The sequence below is a fragment of the Pseudorhodobacter turbinis genome, assembly GCF_005234135.1.
Classification (GTDB): Bacteria; Pseudomonadota; Alphaproteobacteria; order Rhodobacterales; family Rhodobacteraceae; genus Pseudorhodobacter; species Pseudorhodobacter turbinis.
Genome location: NZ_CP039964.1, coordinates 270,885 through 289,456, shown reverse-complemented (window position 1 = coordinate 289,456; position 18,572 = coordinate 270,885). Strand labels below are relative to the sequence as shown.

The following is an 18,572-nucleotide window of genomic DNA, read 5'->3' as shown; positions in this document are numbered from 1 at the left end:
GATGGCCAAAGGATACAAACATCTTCTTGCCGAGGCCGAGGCGGTAATCAAATCTGTCACCAGCGATGAAATGGCTGTGCAGTTCCAAAATGACAGTGTCGTCATGGTTGATATACGCGACCCGCGTGAGTTGGAGCGTGAGGGCATGATCCCCGACGCATTCCACGCACCACGTGGCATGCTTGAGTTCTGGATCGACCCTGAAAGCCCCTATCACAAGCCTCGCTTTTCTGAGGCAAAAACCTATGTCTTTTATTGCGCCTCAGGTTGGCGATCCCTCCTTGCTGCCAAGGTTGCACAAGAAATGGGCTTAGATGCGCGTAGCCTGCTTGGGGGGTTTAACGAGTGGAAGAAAGCCGGAAATCCTGTTGCTGAGCGGGCGGTGCGCGGTGGTTAACACCTTCCCAACCCTAAGCGATCTGCCAAGTTAAAGGGACGCTGATGAGTAAATACGATGATGGACTGGTGCGTTGCACCGCAAACTACCAACCTATGACGCCAATATCTTATCTGGAGCGGGCTGCCCGCACCTATCCAGACCACACAGCGGTGATCCATGGCAATGCACGCTCAAGCTATTCCCAGCTTTGGCAAGATTGCTGCCGTTTGGCATCATCGCTTGTGGCGCATGGGGTGCAGCGCGGCGACACTGTGACAGTAATGCTGTCAAACACTCCACCGATGATTCATGCCCATTACGGTATTTCGCTTGCAAATGGCGCGGTGCTGCATGCGCTGAACACCCGATCAGATGCAGCAACCATTGCGTTCCAACTGGATCACGCTGAAACAAAAGTGATAATCGTTGATCGTGAATTTTCGACAGTTATGGCCGAAGCATTGGCAATGGCGAGCGTTAATCCTTTGGTCATTGACTATGATGATCTTGAGTATCCCGATGACGCGCCCCATCCAAAAGGCGCGGCCATCGGCTCGTTGGACTATGCCGAACTGCTTGCCTCTGGCGACCCGGACTTCAAGGGAACCATGCCTGCGGACGAATGGGACGCCATCAGCCTGAATTACACCTCAGGCACCACGGGTAACCCAAAGGGCGTTGTCTATCACCATCGCGGCGCAGCCTTGATGGCTTTGAACAATGTAATCCATGGCGAAATGGGAAAACATCCCGTTTACCTTTGGACCCTCCCCATGTTTCATTGCAATGGATGGAGTTTCAGCTGGACCGTTGCGGTACAGGCAGGCACGCATGTTTGCCTACGTTGGGTGCGCGCAGGGGCAATTTATGCCGCAATCGCTGACCATGGCATCACCCATCTTTGCGGCGCCCCTATTGTCATGTCTACACTGCTGAACGCCCCAGAGGCAGAGCAACGGCCCCTACCCCACCGGGTCGTTTTCAATACTGCGGCAGCCCCACCGCCAGAAGCGGTGCTTCAATCGATGGCGCAAGCGGGATTTCATGTCCAACACCTCTATGGCCTGACCGAAACCTATGGGCCGACTGTGGTGAATGAATGGCACACCGATTGGGATGCCCTCCCCCCTGCCGAGCAAGCCGCCCACAAAGCGCGTCAGGGCGTTCGCTATCTCTCACTCTCCGATCTGACCGTGCTTGACCCCGAATCCATGCAGCCCGTTCCGGCTGATGGCGAAACATTGGGTGAGGTGATGTTTCGTGGTAATGTGGTGATGAAGGGCTATCTTAAGAACCAGACGGCCACGGCAGAGGCATTCGCCGGAGGATGGTTCCATTCAGGTGATCTGGGAGTGATCCATGCCGATGGCTACATCCAGCTAAAGGATCGATCAAAAGACATCATCATCTCAGGCGGCGAGAATATTTCGTCCATCGAGGTGGAAGACGCACTCTATAAGCACCCGGCGGTGGCGATGTGTTCAGTCGTGGCGATGCCCGATCCGACATGGGGGGAAAGACCCTGCGCTTTCATAGAATTACGCGAGGGTCACGACATATCAGAGGCCTCAATCATCGAACATTGCCGCTCCAAGCTAGCATCTTACAAATGCCCCGCACGCGTGGTGTTTGATGACCTGCCAAAAACATCGACAGGGAAAATTCAGAAATTTGTTTTGCGGGCGCGCGCGGTTGAACTCGTCGAAACCAACGAATAGCGAATGCCAATCCGACTAAATTGCGGTTCTCCTGACCCCGGTATAATCACTGTCGGGTCAGGCTGTGTGACGTCAACGGCCAAAGGTCCAAATAGGGTGATTTGATCTAAGCTGACGTCCTGAAAGCATAGCGCCCTCCGCCTGCGTCAAGATAGCCATGATCTATGCCCAGCCCCTGCATGATACATTTAGCTTGTGTCTGTCCGCGTCCGCGCGCTTGCGCAGGCCAAATAGGCGATCGGGGAAGTTCTAGCAGTTCTCGGTAAGTATGGTGCGTATCCGTATCGCGCAGGAACCGACGGGCACTGGCTGCTGTCTTGGGCCAGTAGATGCCGATGAAGTCCCGGCACGTTGCGCGGTCGATGGCGACAAACAGGTAACGTCTGAGGGCTTCATCAGCCATTTGAGCCAGATACTTGACGTCCACGTGCAAATATCTGGGCTCGCAGGATTTCAAGACCGCATGATTAACCCATGGTTCTTTCGTCATCAGGGCACGTAAATTGCCCACCCCATGCCGCCGCAGACAGCGTTTCAGCCCAAAGCCCGAAGCATTCGGGTTCCGAAACTCCCGGACCACAGCAAACAAGTCATCGAGAGATACGAGAAGCGTCTTGCGACGGATGACCGCGACGCGGAGTTAGTGGCGCCTGCAATTGGTAGGGAGTGTAGCTGCGATAATGGATGCTGTCGCGATACCGCCATATATATGCCGTCTGTACGGTCGTGTCGAACCGTTCAGCCAGAACCGATGCAGCCTCACTGCTGGCTTACATCGCGGCTCGAACTTTCGGCGTTGTCGTTGCTAGCTTAAGAAGCTGGATCAGCATGGCCGCCCTCCGTTCCGAATATCCCCCAGAACCTATCTTGCCATGAAAAACGGCGATCGCCGAGCGGGTATGTGATTGTCCGCGCTGGAATGCTTAGGTTCAAACCTTGCACCGCTTTAAGTAGCGTGTCGATAATTCTATATTTAAATAAATAATTATGTCAAAAGATCGCGGTAAGTATAGGAGAATGTCCGGCATGAGTGAAATCGACCGCAACCAGGGCCTAGCCCGACAGATCGCCAAAAATATTCAGGATTCCATCATGCAGGGCCGCCTTTCTGCGGCGCAGCGCCTGCCCTCGGAAGTCGAGTTGGCCGAGCGTTTTTCAGTTTCGCAACCGACAGTGCGCGAGGCGATGAAGATCTTGGCGGCAAAAAAGCTGATCCAGTCAAAACGCGGACCGAAGGGCGGAGTTTTCGTCAGTCCGCCATCACTGGACATCGCAGCACAGACCTTACACGAAACGACAAACTGGCTAGTCTCGCTTGGGGCAGTTGGGCTTGCCGATATTGTCGGTGCGCGGCGCAGTCTTGGCCGACTGAGCATCGCGGCCGCTTGTGAACATGCGGAGCGAGAGGATCACAAGCGAATCGAGGCAGCCCTCCTCGAATTGGACCACACAGAGATCTCGGATGAAGATTTCTGTCGGCTGGAGGTAGAGTTTCATCAGGCGGTTGCAGCGGCCTGTCCGAATTCTTTGTTGCGTCTCGTCATGGTCATGGTGAACGAGGCGCTGATTCCGGCAGCGAATATGATCTCTTTCCCATTCCGCCAGCGCGACAAGGTGGTGGCAATGCAGCGGCAGGTTTTTTCGGCGATTCTGGTGCGCGACGCTGCGGAGGCAATTTCCGCATTTGATACGCTGATCGACTATCAAAGCGGCATCTATGATATTGCCCTTGAGCAACGCACGTTAGGCTCCAGACTTCGGTAACGGGGACGTCTCAGTCAAGTGCTTTTTGACATACGCATCCGGCCGCATAGTTGCGGATTTGATGACAGTTGTTTTCTGAGCCGTTCTGCTTTCGCCACAGCCTTCTTTTGAGATCACCCCGGGTGCATGCTTCGGTCCGTGGTCAGCGCGATGGCTACCAACATGATGCTGGTTCAAATGCAATTCCGATGTGCCCATCTCATAGGCGTGCTCGATGTTGGTCGGCAACAGTCCGGAGCACGGCATCATCGGAACCACGTCCCTAGGGGACCTCGAAGGCCTGCAGTCAGGCGCGTGACGGCAGGAAAAGCAATTTTTTAGACCGCATGGGGCACGGCAGTGTCTGATCGAAAGTCTGTGTCATCAACCCACATCCGGTGCAGGATCACCCCGATGCGCCGGGCTAACGCGACCATGGCGCGCTTACCACCTCTGCGGCGGGCGACTTGCGCTGCCCATGTTCTCAGCCAGGTCGAACGCCCGCGGTGCAACATCACGGTCGCAGCCTGACATAGCGCGCGACGCAGGTTGACATCACCTGCCTTGGTGATGCCGCCTGAGACATCGCGTTCGCCCGACTGGTTGCGTGATGGTGTCATGCCGACCCACGGGCCAACATTCTTGGAAGATGTGAACCGGGTGGGATCATCGACGGCTGATCTGTAGGTTAGCGCGACAACAGCTCCCACTCCAGGCATCGACATAAGTCGACGACAGACTGGGTCATCCTGAGCCATCTGACGGACAAGGCGTTCCAATCCCGCCAGCTCCTTTCGCAAGGATGCCCGTGCCAGAAGCATAGGGCCTGTCGCGGCCTCCAGCATCGAATTACCGTCCGCCAATTCGCGGATTCGGTGTTCATACCTGCCCCGAGAGATAGCACCAACTTTCAACCCAAAGTTCCGCAACAGCCCACGCATAGACATTTCTAGGGCGATCATACCTTGCTGGATGGCCTTTCGGGCACCGAGCACGGCACGAACTTCTTGCGCCGAGACGGATTTGCAGTGAACGGGCCGGAACCAGCCAAGGTGAAGCAGGCGCGCAATGCCCTCGGCATCCCGCCGGTCCGTCTTGATTGGCATCGCCTTCAGGGCGCCTTTTACCTGGCGGGTTTCCATCAGGACGACTTCAAGCCCTGCAACGCTCATTGCGCGATGTAACCATTGAGACAATGGGCCAGCCTCGAGCCCAATGGCGGCAATAGTGCCGTCCTGTTCGCGGGCCCAACGCACCAATTCTTCAGGTTCACTGGCGACCTGCGCTTCTTTCACGATCTTGCCATGCTCGCTGATCACGCAAATTGCGGTCTTTGCCAGCGATACATCCAACCCAACAAACAGTCTCATCCTGTAGCCCTCCATGTGGATCCAATACGGGATGGTCGACAAATTGCCCCTGATCTTGCAAGCGGTAACAGGCAGTGTGCAACGCAGGCCCCGTTACGGCATCTCATTGTTTTATAGCCAGAACAAGACGGTTGCAGCGAGCGCGATGGCGGAGAGGAAAACCGTCGGGCTTCTGTCGTAGCGGGTGGCGACGCGACGCCAGTCCTTTAGCCTGCCGAACATGATCTCGATCCGGTTGCGTCGTTTGTAGCGGCGCTTGTCGTATCGGATGGGCTTGTCGCGTGACTTTCGTCCAGGGATGCAGGGCTTTATCCCCTTGTCTACAAGGGCTTCACGGAACCAGTCCGCGTCGTATCCGCGATCTCCCAGCAGCCAATCGGCCGGTGGCAGGCTGTTCACCAGAGCTCTGGCACCGGTGTAATCACTGACCTGACCGGCCGTTATGAAGAACCGGATCGGGCGTCCGATACTGTCGGTGACGGCATGCAGTTTCGTGTTCATGCCGCCCTTCGTTCGCCCAATCAACCGACCTCTCTTGTCGCTGGGCCCCCCTTTTTCAACCGCAGGCTGGAGGCCGTACGGTGTGCCTTTAGGTAGGTCGCATCAATCATGATGGTCTTGCGCTCTGTGCCTTCGGCGGCCAGCCCGGCCATGATGCGGACAAAGACACCCATATCACTCCACCGCTTCCAGCGGTTGTACAGCGTCTTCGGTGGGCCGTACTCCCGAGGCGCATCAGACCACCGCAAACCGTTGCGGTTAATGAAAATAATCCCACTCAGAACCCGTCGGTCATCGACCCTTGGTTTGCCATGGCTCTTTGGAAAGTAAGGTTTTAGCCGCGTCATCTGCGCGTCGGTCAACCAGAATAGATTGCTCATCGTCCCCCCTGTAGCTGAGGGACTTGAATCACGCAGCCCAGCCGACAGCAACCAAATCAATGGGTCCAGAACCTAGGTTGGCCGTTTCCACGGAAGGAGGCCGATCTGATTCAGGATGCAGATCGGAGAGAATTGCGTTTTCGTAGCCTTAATCAGGCGTCCTACTATTTCGGCGAGAAAGTATCCCGGGCTGCACGCAGGATCGCCGCTTATAGCGCATCGCCGAATGCTTACTTCATGGCGTTCATCTTGTCAGGCCGGTTCATCGTTAGCGTGACGACAGCATCCGTCGGATCATTCTGCCACAGGATAACGTCCTTGCTCAGGTAATTTCGATGACATAGCGACCGCGGGTTTCACCCTTGCATATTGCTTGAGCCAAGTCGGGCAGATCGGCAAAGGATACTGTGGTGGTCAGTGCTGCCAGTTTTGTACGGTCGAGGTTTTCGGCCAAATAGGCCCAAGCACGATCGCGCTTCTTCTGCGGGGCCATTACGGAATCAACCCCCAGCAGCGCCACACCACGCAAAATATGTGGCAACACCGTTCCAGGAAGGTCCGCTCCACCCGCCAGGCCGCAGGCCGCAACTGCACCGCCATAGGTGGTTTGGGCTAATACATTGGCCAGCGTATTGCTGCCCACGCTATCAATGGCGCCTGACCAACGTTCAGCCTGCAACGGCTTGCCCGCCTCGGCCAGTGCCGCGCGGGCGACAAAATCAGTAGCGCCAAGGTCACGCAGGAAGTCATGCTGGCTTTCGCGCCCGGTAGCTGCAACGACCTTGTAGCCGCGCTTTGCAAGCAATGAGATCGCGACCGTTCCCACGCCGCCAGCGGCCCCAGTCACCAATACTTCGCCCTTACCTGGGGTGATCGCGCCCCACTCCTCAAGCGCCAGAACGCAAAGTGCGGCTGTGTATCCGGCGGTGCCGATCGCCATGGCCTCGGCCGGAGTAAAGCCCTGCGGCAAACGGGTCAGATACTTGGATTTCAGGCTTTGAAACTGCGAATAGCCGCCCCATTCCGTTTCCGATAGGCCCCACCCATTTACGACGACTTTATCACCCGCCTGCCACTCCGACACTTTTGATCGCACCACGGTTCCGGCAAGATCGATCCCTGCTACCATGGGCAGCCGACGCGCGATGCGCCCCTTGCCGCTGACTGCCAGACCGTCTTTGTAGTTCAGACTTGAATGGCTTATCTCAACTAAAACGTCATTATCGGGCAAATCTGCAAAGGTCAGCTTGTCGAACCCTGCCTTCGGTTTGCCTTCGACATCGCGGATCACTAGTGCGTTGAAAGGTTCGATCAGGCCCGCCTGCGTGGTGGTCATTGCTTTGCTCCAACTGTACTTATCATTCGGCTCTATCGCCCGTCATTCGGAACTCGTTTTCGAGCTTCCTACGATCCTCAGACTAGACCGTCCTATTTACATATTGAAATATTCATTTGACGATAATTGCAACCTAAAAAACCTATTTACGTACTATTTCCGAAGATTGACCAGAGTTTGACCCCACAGTTTCATGGTCCGACCCTTTCTCATGAATGGGAGGAAGCAACACGGGAAAAGGCCAAACTGGTCTTGCCCCGTTTTAGTTCCGGTCCGCCCTCCCTGATCTCAATCTCCACGCCTATTGCCGCGTCAGTAAAACTCAGCCTCTCCGGACGATGAGGATTGAAAACGTATCCTTCCGCAAGGCTCTGTTGCACAAATCGTTTGACGTTGGGACTACCCCTATCCCCGGACAGACCTATCCCACGACGTTCGTGGCGGGGATGCCGAGCGCGGTGTTGCCATTCAGAACGGCGGCAAGAATCTGGAACTGTGCCACTTGCCGGTCGAAGTCTCGCGCCATGAGGCGTTGGCCCAGCAGTTTCACGCAATGCATCCGCTGCCCGGCATGGTTATGCGAAGCATGACCCCCGAGAGGGTTGGTTTCGACACGGATCCCGCGGTGATATCCGCTCCATCCATTGCCCGGCAGGCGCATCCGAAGGATGCTGCCGAGAGGGGGGCGCCAGAGCGCACGGCCGAGGCATTTCGACGCCCGCCGTGACAGTTTTCCATGGCCTTGCGTTCTTGCGTGGCGGGATCACGGCATGGGCACCGCGTTCGGCAATAGCATCATAGCATTTGCGGGTGTCATAAGCGCCGTCCGTTGCCTGGCAACAGTTTGCCTGCAAACCGTGAAAGGGGGCTGTGACACTCGCTATGTCCTGATCAGCAGGTATCTGGCTCAGCCACTCGGGCAACATGGGCGCGTCACCGATGTTACTGCTGGTGAGCAAACGGAGGTCCATCATGACAAGCAATCCCCAAACCAACAAAGACAACGCCATCGCCTTTTACGATATGATGTTCAACAAATGCGAACCGCGATCGAGCAATATGCGGGCGACGACTACATTCAACACAACCCCCATGTCGCAGACGGCAAAGAAGCGTTCATCAACTATTTTGAACGAATGGCCGTGGAGTATCCGGGTAAAGTCACCCACTTCAAACGTGCAATCGCAGAAGACAACATGGTCGTGCTGCACTGCCACCAGATTTAGCCGGGCAGTACGACTACGCGGGCATCGGTATTTTCCGGTTCGATGACAATGGCAAGATCGTTGAACACTGGGACGTATTGCAGGTGATTTCCAAGGCCTCCGAAAATGTTAACGGACTTTTCTAAACCCACAAACTGAGTGAACCTTATCTGCGTCCGCACAGCTACCAAAAACCGACTTGTGTTGAAGGCTTTCGAAAACAGCGTTGTTACCGCCGTAGCGAGGCCATAGCTTGTCCGCAACTTGATCCATGGTCGCCGCTCCTTCGCAACAAATTCTACGAGCGGCTGATTTTCATGCTGCGTTGCAATGCCAAAATCTTAGCAATCGCGGCATCAGTTCTGCTGCGCGTTCACAGCGAAAATTTTAGGGCTTCCGTCCTAGGTTCGGAGCCGTCTTTCTCTACCGTGCCCACCGATGCCCGGCCTCGGTCGGTGGCGTCGGCCGATGCCTCCGGGATACTGAATACATTCCAAGTTGGCGAAATAGTATTTGAAGAGACGGCATTTAATGCACAATATATGTGATTATTTTGGTTGCGGGAGCTCAACTTAGACACTGTTTCGCAAAAATAAAAAACACGCAGATCATACGGTAAGGGCGGCTGGCAATTCGGCCAATTCTCGGCGCGCTCGCATTGCCAAAACATCGATTGGTAGGGCCGTCGTCCTCTTTACCCTACGCTAACACCAAAAAGCGCGCCGCCCCCTGCGCTTGCGGCCATGGCCATGGCACCCCAAAAGGTTACCCGCGCCGCACCCCGCACGACATCGGCGCCGCCCGCGGTGCCTCCAAGGCCGCCAGGGTTGATGCTGCCACGAACAAAGCGATCTGCGCGGGTGGCGCGACCATCGCGACGATCAACGGCACGACTGCTCCGGCGGCAAAGGTCATGGCCGACACCACCGCCGCCTGTATTAGGTGCGCGGTCACGGTGTCGGATATACCCAACTCGTCACGCGCATGGCTGCCAAGGGCATCGCTTGCGGTCAATTGCACGGCCACTTGCCGTGCTAGATCAGGGGTCAGCCCGCGCGCCTCATAGATCTGCGTCAGTTCGGCCAGTTCGGCGTCTGGCGTCTCGGCCAGTTTTTTGCGCTCTCTTGCAAGATCGGCCTGTTCGGCATCGGTCTGCGAGCTGGCCGAGACGTATTCTCCTGCCGCCATCGACATGGCCCCGGCGACCAGCCCGGCAAGCCCCGCGACCAGCACCTCGGTCCGCCCAGTGCCTGCTGCGGCCACGCCAACCAGCAGGCTGGCGGTCAAGACGATCCCATCATTCGCCCCTAGGACAGCGGCGCGAAGCCAGCCGATGCGGTGGACCATGTGGATTTCGGAATGGGACAGGCGGCTCATACAGTCATTCCTTCTGATGGGGTTTGCAGCGCAGATATGCTCGCAGGGCTTATGCGCAACGCGCGCAGGGCGTTCAGGATGACGGCGACATCGATGACCTCTTGCAGTAGCGCCCCTTGCACTGGGGTGAGATAGCCAAACGCCGCCGCGATCATGCCCAGAACCGACAGACCGATGCCCGCGACGACGCTTTGCAACGCGATAGCCCGTGCGCCACGCGCAATCTCGATCCCCGGTGCGATGCGGTCAACGCGGTCGACCAGCAGTACCACATCCGCCGCCTCGGCACTGGCGGCGGCGCCGCGTGCGCCCATCGCCACGCCCACATCGGCAGCGGCAAGGGCGGGCGCGTCGTTGACACCATCGCCCACCATCATCACAGGGCCGTTCTTGTGCTCGGCCAGCACCAGTGCCACCTTTTCATCCGGGGTCAAGCTTGCGTGGATGCCGTCAAGGCCCAGTCCTTCGGTTACCCGCTGCGCCACCTCGGCCCGGTCGCCGGTGGCGAGCAGGATGCGCCGGATGCCCTGACGGCGCAGGGCAGCCATCATCTCGGCGGCCCCTTCGCGCAAGGGGTCCGACATCACCAGATGCCCGGCCATACGACCATCAACCGCGACGGCCACCATCAACGATCCCGCTGCCAGCGCCGGATGCATGCCAGAGACAAAGCCCACCTGCCCCGCCACAAAGCGATCACCGCCGACAATCACCTGACGGCCATCGATCAGGCCGATCACACCTTCGCCGGGAATTTCAGCCACTTCGCTGGGGATGTGCAAGGTGAAACCACGCGCAACCGCCGCGACGACGATGGCCTGTGCTACGGGGTGCTTGGAGGCCTGATCGAGGGAAGCGGCAAAGCGCAAAATGTCATCTGGCGCCATGTCCCCCGCGCTGTCGATCGACACGATCTGCGGCCGCCCGTCGGTCAGCGTGCCGGTCTTGTCAAGGATCAGGGTCTGGATGCGGGCCATCGCCTCCAGCGGTTTGGCGCCCTTGACAAGTACGCCGAAATGCGCGGCGCGTGACAGGCCCGCGACCAGCGCAACGGGCACGGCAAGGATCAGCGGGCAAGGGGTCGCCACCACAAGCACCGCCACCGCGCGGATCGGATCGCCCGTGAACCACCATGCGGCAAAAGCTATCGCCACGGTGACCGCCAGAAACCCCAGCGACCAGCGGTCGGCCAGACGCGCCATCGGCGCTTTTGACGCCTGCGCCGCCTCGACCAGACGCACGATCCCAGCATAGGTGCTGTCCTTGGCCTCGCGCAAGGCCTCAAGATCGAACGCATCGCCAGCATTGGTCGATCCGCTCATGACGTCGGCCCCGCGTGTCAGCCGCGCGGGCAGCGACTCGCCAGTCAGCGCGGCGGTATCGAGAAAGGCGCTCTCCGAAAGGATGCGCCCATCCACTGGCACCACATCGCCTTGGCGGATCAGCAGGCGGTCGCCGGGGGCCAGATCCTCCAGCGGCACCTCCTCCAGCCCGCGATTGCGGTTGCGCGTGGCGGTGCGGGGCACGCGAGACAAAAGGTCGCGCATTTCGCGCCGCGCCCGACCTTCGGCAAACCCCTCAAGAAACGTGCCGCCGGAATACATCACCGCAACCACCGCCGCCGCCAGCGTTTCGTCGAATGCCAATGCCGCCGTCATCGACAGGGCGGCCACGATATCGAGCCCTACCTCGCCGCGCGACAAGCTGCGCAAAATCTCGATCACCAATGCGGCCAGCACGGGCACAACCCCAGCAAACCAGACGGTCGGCGCAAGGTCAGGCTTGCCGCCAAAGCTGAGCGCAAGGCCACCCACAAGGCCTGCCAAAGCGATGGCCAGAAGAAGGGTCTGAAGTCGGTCTGTCTGGGTATGATCCACCACTTTAATCTCCTACCGTCGGGCTGTTATCGGTGAACAGCGGGCCAACCGACCGGCTCTGCACACCGCCCGCATCATCGCGGATCAGGAACAGCGCGTCGAGGCCTGCCTGCTCCGCCATCCCCAGCCCAACATTGGCGCCCGCCACCATCAGCGCCGTCGCCCAAGCATCCGCCGCGGCGCAGGTTGTGGCGATGACAGTCACCGACGCCGGCGAGGTCAGCAGCGGTGCTGCGCGCATGGGGACCATCGGGTACGACAGGCGGCGGCTCTGCACCGTGACCCAATGGCGGTAATCGCCCGAAGTGGCCACAGCGGCATCGTGCAGCGTCAGTGTTGATTTTCGTGTCGGATTGACCCAGTGTTTCATTTGGCGCTGCCCCCCATGAAACATGATAACCTCATGACAAGTATGTGAAATTATCGAAACCAGTGGGTCACGGCGTTTCGGAAAACCAGGTCAATTTCTCGCAAAATTCAACACACCTCCCTCTCCTCGCGCAGAAGTCGGTCCTCTTTGCGCAGTCGCGCATTTTCTTTCGCCACATCTTCATGCGGGCCAGACATTAGATCATCATTTTGGTGTTGTTGAACCCACTTGTTCAGGGTCGAAACGCTAACCCCAAATCTGATGCAATCTGAGGGCGCGTCAGCCCACTGGTCGTCGCTATGCGAACCGCATCTCGTCTAAACTCGTCACTGTATCTCGGTGCCATTCTTCATCTCCTTCATTGCGAATATCGCTCGAAAGAGGTCGGAACTAAATCGGGAAAGGTCCAGTCATATGTACCGCGCATATATGCCGACCAAATGACCGCAACCTGGAACTATCAAATTCAGCTCAATTCAATCCTTGCGAAACAGGGACCGTCCACACATGACACCGCCCATTCGGCCTATTTGGTTTTGGACACGCGCGTGCCCGCCGTGCCCTCCAGTAACTCCAGCGCGTCGGCCAGACGACCTATGCCCGCAACGCCCCCGCGATCCGCAAAATCGCAGGCCGCTTCCACCTTTGGCCCCATCGAGCCTTTGGGCATGTCCAGTGCGCGTCCCTGATCCGGGGTCACATGGCGCACCGGTTTGGCAGCGTCCGTTCCAAAGCCGTCATAGACGGCATCCACATCGGTCAGCAACAACAGCGCGTCCGCGCCGACATCGCCCGCCAATAGTGCGCTGGCGGCGTCCTTGTCGATCACGGCCTCGACGCCGATCATGCTGTCATCGGCGCGGCGCAGTACCGGGATACCCCCGCCACCTGCGCAGATCACAATCACGCCCTGATCCAGCAGCAAACGTACAACGCGCAAATCCGGGATTTCGACAGGTTTGGGCGAAGGCACGACGCGCCGCCAATAGTCTCCGTCCTGCGCGATGGTCCAGCCGGACACCTTGGCGCGCTCATGTGCCTCGCCTTTGGAATAGACCGGACCGACAAACTTGGTCGGGGTGCCAAATGCCGGATCGCGCGCGTCCACGACAACCTGCGTTAGCAGGGTTGCGACCGCGTGATCATGCCCCAGCGCGTTTTCGAGCTCTTGTTCGATCAGATAGCCGATCATGCCTTCGGTTTCGGCCCCAAGAACGTCCAGAGGATAGGCCTCGTCCGGCTTATAGGCCGCGCCCTGCAAGGCCAGCAGCCCGACCTGCGGACCGTTGCCGTGGGTCACGATCAACTGATGCCCGGCACGCACGATACGGGCAAGCGCCTGCGCGGCGATGCGCACGTTGGCGCGCTGCGCCTCGGCGGTCAGGGGCTGACCGCGCTTTAACAGCGCGTTGCCCCCGACAGCAGCGACAACCAGCATCTCAGGAACCCAATGTGGCGACAAGAACCGCCTTGATCGTGTGCATCCGGTTTTCCGCCTGATCAAACACGATGGACGCGGCGCTTTCAAACACCTCTTCGGTCACTTCCATGCAGTCCAGCCCAAAGTCAGCCTTGATTTCGGCACCGACGGTGGTTTCCGTGTTATGAAAGGCGGGAAGGCAATGCATGAAACAGGCGCGCGGGTTGCCGGTTTTCTGCATCACTTCGGTTGTGACCCGGTAGGGGGTCAGCAGCTTGATCCGCTCGGCCCATTTTTCCTTGGGCTCGCCCATCGACACCCAGACGTCGGTATAGATAAAATCGGCGCCCTTCACGGCCGCATCCACATCTTCGGTGATGGTCAACTGTGCACCGGTTTCAGCCGCAATCGCGCGGGCCTCGGTGATGATCGTGTCCTTGGGCCAGCAGGCCTTGGGCGCGCACAGGCGCACGTCCATGCCCATCTTGGCCCCACCGATCAACAGGCTATCGCCCATGTTATTGCCCGCGTCCCCGAGAAACGCAAAGGCAACGCGGTGTAGCGGTTTTTCCACATGTTCCTGCATGGTCATGAAATCGGCCAGAATCTGGGTCGGGTGGAATTCGTTCGTCAGCCCGTTATAGACAGGAACGCCCGAATACTGTGCCAACTCATCAACGATCTTCTGGCCAAAGCCGCGATATTCGATCGCGTCATAGATCCGCCCCAACACGCGGGCCGTGTCCTTGACCGATTCTTTGTGCCCGATATGCGACCCCGTAGGCCCCAGATAGGTCACGCGCGCACCTTGGTCATAGGCCGCCACCTCGAACCCGACACGGGTGCGGGTGCTGTCCTTTTCAAAGATCAGGGCGATGTCCTTGCCCTGCAACTTAGCCACTTCGGTGCCGGTGTATTTCGCCACCTTCAGATCCGCCGCCAGCTTCAGCAGAAAGGTAATCTCGCGCGGAGAGAAATCGCGCAGCGTCAGTAAATGCCGGTTTTTCAGGTTATAAGCCATTGAATGTGCCTTTCGGGATCAAATAGGGTCGCGCATGGTTGGACAGCTCATGCAGTGGCCGCCACCGCGTCCGCGGCCCAGTTCAGCCCCCGGAATGGCCAGCACCTCGATGCCCGCCGCCTTTAGCGCGGCATTGGTATCGTCGTTGCGGTCATAGCCAATGACAACGCCGGGGCGCAGGGCCAGCACGTTGTTACCATCGTTCCACTGTTCGCGCGCGCGCTCTTCCGGGGTACTGCCCCCGGTCGGGACTATTGTCAGCGATTTATAGCCCAAAACCTCGGCCACGATATCGAAGATCGGGCGCGGATCGTGGCGGAATTTCAAAGGGGTCGACCCTTCGCCGGGGCGAATGTCATAGCAGACCAATTCATCCGCGACGTCCTTGAACGTCGTCACCACATCGCCGCCGCACAGGGTAAACACCGTATCCAGATGCATTGCCGCCCGCGATTTCGGCATCGCAAAGGCCAGCACCCGCTGCGCAACGCCGGTATTGAACAGCGCCTCAGCCAGTTGGCCAACACCCTGGGGCGAAGACCGCTCGCCCATACCGACCAGAACGGTGCCATCACCGACAGGCATAATATCGCCGCCCTCGACCGTCGCCAGACCGTGATCAATCGTGGGGTCGCCCCAATGGATCGGTGTGCGCCCGGCAAAGTTAGGATGGAATTTGTAGATTGCTGTGTTCAGCAGCGTTTCAGGGCGTCGCGCGGGCCAATACATCGGATTGACGGACACACCGTTGTATATCCACGCGGAATTATCTCGTGTAAACAACGCATTAGGCAACGGAGGTAGGATGAACCCGTGTGGGCCCAGATAGCTGCCAAACAGGCCCGACGGCTTGAACGGCAGATCGTCCGTCGCCAGCCCGCCCAACATATATTCGGCCAGTTGCGCGCCTGTCAATTCGCCCATCCATGCACGCAGTTCGGGCATCATGCCGACGCCGATCTGGTCGGGCGTGATCCGGTGATCCAGCACCCAATCGCGCGCCTTCGCAATGTCCAGCGTCTGCGCCAGCAGGTCATTGACGTCCAGAACCTCGACACCCTCGTCGCGCATCGTCTTGGCAAAGACATCGTGATCTTTCTGGGCCTGCTTGACCCAGAACACATCGTCAAACAGCAACTCCTGACAGTTTTCTGGGGTCAGGCGGCGGTGCGCCGCACCGGGGCGGCACACCACGACCTGACGCAGCTTACCGGTTTCAGAATGAACACCTAAGGATTGATCGGTCATTTCAAGACCCTTTCTTACAAAATTGCTGCGATGCTGAGTGCCGCGCTGATAAACACGGTAAGCATCAAAAGCAGTGGCCAGATGAAGGCCAGCCAGCGGTCAAAAGGCACACGCCCGACGGCCAAACCGCCAAGAACGACTGCGTAGGTTGGATTGATAAGGTTCACCAGACCGCTTGCCGATTGATATGCGGTGACGATCAGATCCCGACTGACGCCTGCAAAATCACCAAGCGGGGCCAAAATTGGCATCGACAGCACGGCCAAACCGGACGACGATGGCACGAAGAAGCTCATCCCGACTTCGATCCAGAACATCAGGTTGATGAACGCAAGTTCAGGCAAACCGCCCAGCGATTGTTCGGCACTGTGCAGAATGGTGTCAGCGATCAGACCGTTGTCCATGATCACGACAATCGCACGGGCAAGCCCCACAATCAGGGCCACGCCCAGCAAATCCCGCGCGCCGTCGACAAAGCTGTCGGTCAGTTTCTTTTCGCCCAAGCGGCCAATCACGCCGATGACAATTGCGGCCCCAAGGAACAACGCACCCATACGCGCCATCCACCAGTCTTGCGTAGACACGCCCCAGATCATCACCGCGAAGGTCAGCGCAAAGACAATCAGCACGATCTTCTGTGTACCCGTCAACGTAGCGTCTTGGTGGCCTGTTTTGCTGCTTTTGATAAAGAACGCTTGGTTGGACGCAGCCTGATTGGCCACAACCGATCGTGAGGGGTCGGCCTTAACCTTTGCGGCATAGCGCATGACATAGGCGGTACTTATGGCCAGCCCACCCAATAGAATAATCACCCGCAACGCCATGCCGTCGGTAAAGGGAATATCCGCCGCATTGGCCGCGATAACTGTGGCAAACGGGTTGATGGTGGATCCCAACACACCAACGCCCGCGCCGATCAGGATAACTGCAACGCCAGTTACCGTATCATAGCCTGCGACAATCATGACCGGCACAAAGATGGCATAAAACGCCAGCGTTTCCTCGCCCATGCCGTAAGTCGTGCCGCCCAAAGCGAAAAGAAACATCATGATCGGAATCATCCATATCTCTTTCCCCCTGAACTTGCGCATTGCTGTGCGGATGCCGGTGTCAATTGATCCGGTGGCGTTGACGACACCAAGGAAGCCACCGATAAACAGAACGAAAAGAGCAACGTCGATCGCATTGGCAACATAGCTGTCTGGGTCATAGAACCCGGCACCCGGCGCAAGCATCACGTCGACAAATCCCTGAGGGTTGGACTCGCTAATCTTGTAGGTTCCAGCAACGGCAATCTCTCTGCCGACGGATTCGCTCATTGCGCGGTCATATTGTCCAGCCGGAATAATCCAAGTCAGAACTGCCACGAAAATGAGCATGAAAAACAAAATTGTATAAGCCGTCGGAAATCTTGATCTTGTATGATCTTCCGGGGCTGATGCGTTTTGCGTGTCGTCTTGCATTAAATCAATCCCTCTAACGTGCCCTGCCGATACCCCAGATGTGGAGTATCCGCGCAGGTGCTTCGCCCAGATTACACGTCGCCGCGTTCAGCACATTGATGTTGATCAATTCGCAAACAGATTTTTGTCGCGTTCCGACACACGGCGGCCGGGCACCTAGGTGCTTAGGGGCAGGACCCATTAACTGATTGAGGCGATCGCGTTGTCATGATTCACCCGCGTCAGTTTCAGGGGGATGTCATGAGCAAATTAAACTGGCTTACGGAGGCGCAGATGGAGCGTCTCCGGCCTTACTTTGCAAAGAGCCGAGGTCGTGCTCGCGTTGATGATCCGTTGCCCGGCAACGGTTTGTTTTCAAACCGTGAGAGGGGGCGTGTTTTGAGCGGTATCATCTTCATTAATCGCAATGGCTTAAGGTGGTGTGATGCACCAGCGGAGTATGGGCCGCCGAGGACGCTATATAATCGCTGGAAACGTTGGAGTGACATGGGCGTGTTTGCCCAGATCTTAGTGGGCCTCTCCGAACAGGCTCCTGACAACAAGACCCTCTCGATTGATGCTACTTATCTCAAAGCACATCGCACGGCATCCAGCCTGCAGTTAAAAAAGGGGGGCGTGGACGCCTGATCATTGCCCGGCAGACGATTGGAACAATCGGCGAGAGGGACAAAGCTATATGCTGTCACTGACACCAGCGGACGACCAATCCGCCTCTTCATCACAGCAGGACAAGTCAGATACTGGTGCAGCCGCCTTAATGAATGGTCAGCCGACCGCCGAATGGCTTCTCGCTGATCGAGGGTATGATGCTGATTGGTTCCGTGAATCCCTTGTAGGCAAGGGCACAACGCCCTGCATCCCCGGTCGCAAGTCGCGTAGTAAGCCCGTCAAGTACGACAAGCGCCGCTACAAACGACGTAACCGCCTTCTCGCGCATGCAAACATGCGCTGCCAGGTAACACATTGAGAGGATGTTCGGCAGGCTCAAGGATTGGCGACGCATCTCAACCCGCTACGACAGATCCCCAACCGTCTTCCTCTCAGCAATTGCTCGCGCCGCAGCCGTTATCTTTTGGTTATGAGATGCCGTAACGGGGCCTGCGTTGCACACTGCCTGTTACCGCTTGCAAGATCAGGGGCAATTTGTCGACCATCCCGTATTGG

13 protein-coding genes and 3 pseudogenes are annotated in these 18,572 nt (G+C 57.8%); 5 read left to right on the top strand and 11 right to left on the bottom strand.

The features are described from left to right. The first annotated feature begins 1 nt into the window (after position 1). From EOK75_RS01250 to EOK75_RS01240, 3 genes are all read left to right on the top strand, one after another. Positions 2-397: a rhodanese-like domain-containing protein gene (locus EOK75_RS01250; RefSeq protein ID WP_137192235.1), complete on the top strand. Its 396-nt coding sequence runs from the start codon at positions 2-4 to the stop codon at positions 395-397. A 44-nt stretch (positions 398-441) separates the two neighbouring features. After that, the gene (locus EOK75_RS01245; protein ID WP_137192234.1) at positions 442-2,097 is read left to right on the top strand and encodes an acyl-CoA synthetase; all 1,656 of its coding nucleotides are present in this window, start codon (positions 442-444) and stop codon (positions 2,095-2,097) included. Between the two features lie 1,026 nt (positions 2,098-3,123). Next, entirely contained in the window at positions 3,124-3,861 is a 738-nt protein-coding gene (locus EOK75_RS01240; RefSeq protein WP_137192233.1) for a FadR/GntR family transcriptional regulator, read from the top strand. 317 nt (positions 3,862-4,178) lie between these two features. Here the strand turns inward: EOK75_RS01240 and EOK75_RS01235 are convergent, their stop codons facing one another. The 4 genes and pseudogenes from EOK75_RS01235 to EOK75_RS01215 all read right to left on the bottom strand — a co-directional run. Continuing rightward, positions 4,179-5,210 (bottom strand): IS110 family RNA-guided transposase, encoded by a 1,032-nt coding sequence (locus EOK75_RS01235; RefSeq protein ID WP_137192047.1) that lies wholly within the window; start codon positions 5,208-5,210, stop codon positions 4,179-4,181. Positions 5,211-5,321: 111 nt separating this feature from the next. After that, positions 5,322-6,091 (bottom strand): IS5 family transposase gene (locus EOK75_RS01230; RefSeq protein WP_240793987.1). Its coding sequence is split into 2 segments (ribosomal slippage): positions 5,322-5,755 and positions 5,755-6,091, totalling 771 coding nucleotides; the frame shifts between segments, so codons are not numbered across the junction. A gap of 322 nt (positions 6,092-6,413) precedes the next feature. Then, entirely contained in the window at positions 6,414-7,427 is a 1,014-nt protein-coding gene (locus EOK75_RS01220) for an MDR family oxidoreductase (RefSeq protein WP_137192232.1), read from the bottom strand. Between the two features lie 421 nt (positions 7,428-7,848). Next, positions 7,849-8,383, bottom strand: a pseudogene (locus EOK75_RS01215) (transposase); the annotation flags it as partial. A gap of 81 nt (positions 8,384-8,464) precedes the next feature. Between EOK75_RS01215 and EOK75_RS21625 the strand changes: the two are divergent. Next, positions 8,465-8,653: a nuclear transport factor 2 family protein gene (locus tag EOK75_RS21625; protein WP_338053341.1), complete on the top strand. Its 189-nt coding sequence runs from the start codon at positions 8,465-8,467 to the stop codon at positions 8,651-8,653. Between the two features lie 673 nt (positions 8,654-9,326). On the opposite strand, the pseudogene EOK75_RS01205 reads toward EOK75_RS21625, so the two are convergent. The 7 genes and pseudogenes from EOK75_RS01205 to EOK75_RS01175 form a co-directional block, all read right to left on the bottom strand. Continuing rightward, positions 9,327-10,009: pseudogene (locus EOK75_RS01205) on the bottom strand (VIT1/CCC1 transporter family protein). Beyond that, a complete protein-coding gene (locus tag EOK75_RS01200; RefSeq protein WP_137194237.1) occupies positions 10,006-11,886 on the bottom strand; it encodes a heavy metal translocating P-type ATPase in 1,881 nt (626 codons plus the stop codon). Before EOK75_RS01200 ends, EOK75_RS01205 begins: the two are co-directional and overlap by 4 nt. Positions 11,887-11,890: 4 nt before the next feature. Further along, positions 11,891-12,256, bottom strand: a complete 366-nt coding sequence (locus EOK75_RS01195) for an FAD:protein FMN transferase (RefSeq protein ID WP_338053340.1) — start codon at positions 12,254-12,256, stop codon at positions 11,891-11,893. Between the two features lie 526 nt (positions 12,257-12,782). Continuing rightward, positions 12,783-13,694 carry a carbamate kinase gene (gene arcC / locus EOK75_RS01190; RefSeq protein WP_137192230.1) on the bottom strand — a complete coding sequence of 304 codons (912 nt, stop codon included), beginning with the start codon at positions 13,692-13,694 and terminating at the stop codon, positions 12,783-12,785. 1 nt (position 13,695) lies between these two features. Next, positions 13,696-14,697 carry an ornithine carbamoyltransferase gene (gene argF / locus EOK75_RS01185; RefSeq protein WP_137192229.1) on the bottom strand — a complete coding sequence of 334 codons (1,002 nt, stop codon included), beginning with the start codon at positions 14,695-14,697 and terminating at the stop codon, positions 13,696-13,698. A gap of 18 nt (positions 14,698-14,715) precedes the next feature. Next, positions 14,716-15,945, bottom strand: coding sequence for an arginine deiminase (locus EOK75_RS01180; RefSeq protein ID WP_137192228.1), 1,230 nt, complete (start codon positions 15,943-15,945; stop codon positions 14,716-14,718). A gap of 14 nt (positions 15,946-15,959) precedes the next feature. Beyond that, complete coding sequence (locus EOK75_RS01175) at positions 15,960-17,408, bottom strand: YfcC family protein (protein ID WP_137192227.1); 1,449 nt, start codon at positions 17,406-17,408, stop codon at positions 15,960-15,962. 240 nt (positions 17,409-17,648) lie between these two features. On the opposite strand from EOK75_RS01175, the pseudogene EOK75_RS01170 reads away from it, so the two are divergent. Further along, positions 17,649-18,490, top strand: a pseudogene (locus EOK75_RS01170) (IS5 family transposase). The last annotated feature ends 82 nt before the right edge of the window (positions 18,491-18,572 follow it).